This is a genomic window from Corallococcus llansteffanensis, assembly GCF_003612055.1.
Lineage (GTDB): Bacteria > Myxococcota > Myxococcia > Myxococcales > Myxococcaceae > Corallococcus > Corallococcus llansteffanensis.
Map to the genome: position 1 here is coordinate 1 of NZ_RAWB01000619.1, position 5,637 is coordinate 5,637.

The following is a 5,637-nucleotide window of genomic DNA, read 5'->3' on the forward strand; positions in this document are numbered from 1 at the left end:
GCGCGCTCCCGAGGCGTGGCGGACCTGCTCGCCAGCGTCCGCACCCGCCAGCGCCGCCACCTGTGGGCCCAGGGCGCCCTGCTCGGCACGGTCGCCGCCCTCGTGCTCCTCGTCGCCACGGGCCTCCTCGGCCGGGCCGCCCCGGGCCTCGCCCAGGCGCTCCTGTGGCTCGCCCTGCCGGTGGGCGCGGCGGTGGCCTGCTTCTTCGGCATCGTGCTCGCGCGCCGCCAGGTGGGCGACGACCTGCGCACCGCCCGGCTCGTGGGCCAGCGCCGGCCGGAGCTGTCGCTGGACGTGCTCGCGGCGGTGGAGCTGTCGCACGAGCGCCGCGAGGAGGCCGGCTGGTCCCCCCAGCTCGCGGACGCGTTCCTCCAGCAGATGGACGCCCGCGCCCGCACCGTGGACCCGCGGCTCGTGGTGGACACGCAGCCGCTGCGCCGCGTGGCCCTGGCGTGCGGCGGCGCGGTGCTGGCGCTCGCGCTGCTGATGTTCTTCGTGGGCGGGCAGTGGGCGTCCGGCTGGAAGCACCTGCGCGAGCAGGCCGCGCGCCCGGAGGCCGCCGCGCAGGCGGAGCCCATCACCGGCGACATCGAGCTGACGTACCGCTACCCCGCGTACACGGGCCTCGCGCCGCGCACCGTGCCGGGCACCAACGGCGAGGTGAGCGCACCGTCCGGCACCGAGGTCGCGCTGAAGACGCGCTCGGACCGCCCCATCGAGCGCGCGGAGGTCGTCGTCAACGACCAGGTGCTGCCGCTCACCGTGACGGGCGGACGCGAGCTGGCCGGCAGCTTCGTCGCGAAGCAGGGCGGCCACTACCACTTCGTCTTCTACGGCTCGCGCTCGAAGCCGCTCGCGGTGGGCCCGGACATCCCGCTCACCGTGGAGGCGGACAAGGCGCCCCAGGTGACGCTGCTCACGCCCTCCTCCGAAATCGAGGTCGACCCCGCCCAGACGGTGACGCTCAAGTACGAGGCCACCGACGACTACGGCCTGTCCGGCCTGTCGCTGGTGTTCCGCATGCCCGGCGCGAAGCAGGAGACGCGCGTGAACCTGCCGCGCGAGGACAGCCGCCGCAGCCGGGGCACGTACACCTGGGACCTGGGCCCGCTCAAGCCCGCCCCCGGCGACCGCATCACCTACTACGTGGAGGCCAAGGACAACGACGCGGTGGAGGGCCCGAAGAAGGGCGTCAGCCGCACGCAGACCCTGCGCGTGTACAGCGCCGCCGAGCACCGCCGCGCCGCCCTGGAGAAGGCCGAGGCCCTGTGGGGCCGGCTCGTGGACCACCTGGCGGAGCGGCTGGAGGGCCCCGACCGCGCGAAGCAGAAGGACGCGCAGGCGGTGGAGTCCGCGCGGACCGTGGACGCCAGCGGCCTGCAGCTCTCCGAGGACTTCCGCGAGCAGGGCCAGGAGCTGTCCCGGGAGAAGGACGTGCCCAAGGAGATCGTCTCCGCGCTGCTCAACATCGGCGGCGAGCTCAAGCGCAGCGTGAGCACCACCTCCGACTTCCGCCGCCTGTACCTGCGCACCCAGCGCGCGCGCGGCGAGGACTGGGGCACCGGCACCCGGCTCACCGCCGTGGTGGACGACGAGATTGAAGGCCTGGAGCGCGACATCCTCTACCTGGAGTCGCTGCTGGACCGGCAGAAGCTGGAGGCGCTGCAGGAGCTGACGAAGCAGCTCGCCAACGACCGCCGCGACCTGTCGCGCCTCATCGAACAGTACAAGGCCAACCCGGACGAGTCCGCGCGCGAGCAGGTGATGCAGCAGATCCAACAGCTCAAGTCGCGCATCCAGGAGCTGATGCAGCGCATGGCCGAGCTGCGCAAGGGCATCCGCGACGAGCACCTCAACGCCGAGGCGCTGTCGGAGATGATGCAGCAGGAGGACATGCAGGGCGCCATGGATGAAGTCGAGCGCCTGATGCAGGAGGGCAAGGCGGACGAGGCCCTGGCGAAGCTCCAGGAATTGGGCATGCAGATGGACGAGATGCTCGAGTCCATGGACAAGTCCCAGGAGGACTTCGGCGCGGAGCAGTACCCGGAGCTCGCGGAGAAGTTCGGCAAGTTCATGGACGACCTGCAGGGCACCATGGACGAACAGCAGAAGGTCGCCGAGCAGACGCGCGCGCTGCGCGACCAGGCCCGCAACCAGAACCGCGACCGGCTCAAGGAGAAGGGCCAGGCCCTCAAGGACGAGCTTCAGCGCAAGGTGAAGCAGGTGCAGGAGAACTACCAGAAGCTGGACCCGGCCCGGCTCAACAGCCGCGCGGCCCGCCCCCTGGAAGAGGCCCAGTCCGAGCTGCGCAACGTGGAGAACGCGCTCAAGGTGGACGACTTCGACCTCGCCGCCGAGTCCGCCGCCCGCGCCGAGGACGCGGCCCGCCAGCTCTCCAGCATGGGCGAGCAGCAGCGCCAGCTGGACGAGATGTTCGGCAACCCCCCGGAGGTGCGCCAGCAGTCCGCGCAGCTCGCGGAGCGGCTGAGGAAGGACGCGCGCGACGTGTCGGACGTGAGCCAGCAGCTCCAGTCCCTGTTCCCGCCGCCGGGCTCGCAGCTGTCCCAGGCCGAGAAGCAGCAGCTCCAGCAGCTGGGCCAGCGCCAGCAGCAGCTGGAGCAGCGCGCGCAGGGCCTGCGCCAGCAGATGGAGGACATGGAGCAGACGGCGCCGCTGTTCGGCGAGGAGGCCGGCCAGCAGATGGATGAGATTGGCCAGCGCATGGGCGAGGCCTCGCAGCGCATGCAGGGCAAGGACCCGGGCCGCGGCTACGGCGAGCAGCAGGCGGCGATGGAGGGCCTCAAGCGCTTCCAGCAGCAGATGCAGCAGAGCCAGCAGGGCCGCAAGCAGGGCCGCGGGCTGCCCATGCCCATGGGCTCCGGCCGCCGCCAGGAGGGCAACGGCCGCAACCCGCAGGACAAGGTGGAGCTGCCGGACGAGGACGCGTTCCAGGCCCCGCGCGAGTTCCGCAAGGACCTGCTCGACGCGATGAAGCAGGGCGCGCCGGAGAAGTACCGCGAGCAGGTGAAGCGCTACTACGAGGAGCTGGTGAAGTGAGCCACCGCACGCACGCGCGAGTCCCGAGCACCACCCTCTGCGCCCTCCTCTGCTTCCTCGTCGCCGTCCCCGCCGCCTTCGCGCAGCCGTCCGACGCCTCCCTCAAGGAGGACGTGAAGACGCGGCTGGGCAAGGTGGAGCAGTCGCTGGACGACTGGGACGTGGCCAGCGCCCGGCGCGAGCTGGCCGAGGTGGAGAAGCGCGTACCGTCCGAGCTGGAGCCCCTGAAGTACTTCCAGGGCCGCGTGTCCTTCGAGGAGGGCCAGTACGACGAAGCGGTGACGCTGCTGGAGGGCGCGAACATCGAGGACAAGCCGGGCAGCTACCTGCGCCTGGCCAAGGACACGCGCGCCATCATCAAGGACCACCAGCGCGCGGAGAGCGAGCACTTCATCTTCTTCTACCCGAAGGGCAAGGAGGAGGTGCTGGTCCCCTACGCGCTGGAGACGCTGGAGGCCATCCACCGCGCGCTCAAGGAAGACCTGGGCTGGACGCCGCCGGGCAAGGTGCGCGTGGAGGTGGTGAACAACGCGCGCGAACTGTCCAAGGTGAGCACGCTCACGGAGAAGCAGATCCGCACCACGGGCACCATCGCCATCTGCAAGTTCAACAAGCTGATGGTGACGAGCCCCAAGGCCGTGGCGCAGGGCTACGACTGGCAGGACACGCTGGCGCACGAGTACGTGCACCTGGTGGTCAGCCAGATGAGCCACAACACCGTGCCCATCTGGCTGCATGAAGGCATCGCCAAGTTCATGGAGTCGCGCTGGCGCGGCAAGGGCGGCCTCGCGATGACGCCCTCCACGCAGGCGCTCCTGGGCAAGCGCGTGAAGGAGGACAAGCTCATCCCCTTCGAGAAGATGCACCCCTCCATCGCCATGCTGCCCACGGCGGAGGACGCGGCCACCGCGTTCGCGGAGGTGTTCTACGCCATCGACTACATCCACGGCACCAAGGGCACGCAAGGGCTGCGCACGGTGCTCCAGGAGCTGAAGGCGGGGCAGACGGACAAGAAGGCGGTGGAGGCGGCGACGGGCATGCCCTTCCCCCTCTTCGAGAAGACGTGGCTGTCGTACGTGAAGAAGCAGCCCTTCCCCCAGGAACTGGTGCCGCGCGACGACCGCGTGGTGCTCAAGGAGGACGCCAAGGGCGCGCAGAAGGACACGGAGAAGAAGGGGCGTGAAATCTCCTTCGGCGACTTCGCGGAGGTGTCCGAAGTCCCCGCGCGCAAGTTCGCGCACCTGGGGGAGCTGCTGCGCGAGCGCAACCGGGTGAAGGCCGCCGCGGAGGAGTACGCGCGGGCGCACAAGCTGGTGGGCGACAAGTACGAATCGGTGTCCAACAAGTTCGCGCTCGCGCTCCTGGAGCTGCGCCGGCTGGACGAGGCGGAGTCCGTGCTGCGCGGCTCGCTGCGCATGCACCCGGGCTCGCCCTCCACCAACGTGCACCTGGGCCGCATCCTGCTGTTCCGCAAGGACTACCCGAAGGCGAAGACGGCCTACCTGGAGGCGCTGGCCTCCGACCCGTTCGACCCGGAGATCCACCTGGCCCTCACCCGCATCCACGGGGCGCTGGGAGAGACGGCGCTCGCCACGCGCACGCGGGGGGCCGCCTCCAGCCTCACCGGCCTCAAGCCCGACGACGTGGACCGCGCCGCCCAGGCCTTCCTGCGCGCCGAAGGTGAGCTGTCGGAGACGAACGTTCCCCCCAGCTCTCCGGACGCGCCCAAGCCGGCCGCGAAGCCCGTGCCGAAGCCCGCGAAGTAGCTTCCAGGGCAGCCGACCAGTCAGGGGGCATCCGTTCTCCCTTCCCACTCCTCGGGGATGCCTAGCTTTTCGGCACGAGGAGAAGGGGATGGCGTTCCAATCGGTCGTCTTGCTGGCAGCCCGACTGATGGAAGGCGCGGGCGTGGGCGTCATGATGCTGGGCGCCCTGCTCGCCGCGTCGCGGCTGTTCACCCGCAGGGGCACGAGTTACATCTACCGTCGTCTGCGTCTGGACCTGGGCCGCGCCATCCTGCTGGGCCTGGAGTTCCTCGTCGCCGCGGACATCCTGCGCACCGTCAGCGACCAGCCCACGTTGAATGACGTGCTGGTGCTCGGGCTCATCGTCCTCATCCGCACCTTCCTGAGCTTCACGCTGGAGGTGGAGCTGGAGGGCCGCTGGCCCTGGCAGCAAGCCCGTGAGCCCGCGAGCGGCGCGGTGACGCCGCGCGACCCTTCCGCCACCTCCCCTCCCGTGGAGGCGCGCGAATCCGAAGAAGAGGAGCGTTCCGTGCCGCATTGAACGTCTCCACCCGGGCCTGCGATCAGTGGCGCTGTCCACTGCCGCACCCGCCCCCCCACACAACGTGAATTGGCGCACGTCCGGCCTCCGACCCGCTGGGTTCCGCGTCGCGCCCTGGCCCAACTTGCGCCGCGCGAGCCCGGGCCTCCGGGTTCCACCGACTTGTCCCGCCTCACTCCCGAGGCCTTGAAAAGGAGCAACACCCATGAAGCGCACCCTGCACGGAGTCACCCTCGCCGTGGCCCTCTTCGCTGGCGGTGTCTCGCTGGCCCAGAGCGCCACGCCCCCCAGCAC

At 70.6% G+C, this 5,637-nt stretch carries 3 protein-coding genes; all 3 read left to right on the top strand.

The window, feature by feature from the left end:
- The first annotated feature begins 15 nt into the window (after positions 1-15).
- Entirely contained in the window at positions 16-3,057 is a 3,042-nt protein-coding gene (locus D7V93_RS36580) for a DUF4175 family protein (RefSeq protein ID WP_120647764.1), read from the top strand.
- Positions 3,054-4,823: a peptidase MA family metallohydrolase gene (locus D7V93_RS36585; protein ID WP_120647762.1), complete on the top strand. Its 1,770-nt coding sequence runs from the start codon at positions 3,054-3,056 to the stop codon at positions 4,821-4,823. The genes D7V93_RS36580 and D7V93_RS36585 overlap by 4 nt, the downstream gene beginning before the upstream one ends.
- A gap of 88 nt (positions 4,824-4,911) precedes the next feature.
- On the top strand, positions 4,912-5,343 hold the full coding sequence (locus D7V93_RS36590) for a DUF1622 domain-containing protein (RefSeq protein ID WP_120647763.1): 432 nt from the start codon (positions 4,912-4,914) through the stop codon (positions 5,341-5,343).
- Positions 5,344-5,637: the final 294 nt, after the last annotated feature.

Coding starts and splice junctions, on each gene's coding strand:
- D7V93_RS36590 (WP_120647763.1), top strand. CDS start 4,912: ATGGCGTTCCAATCGGTCGTCTTGCTGGCAGCCCGACTGATGGAAGGC.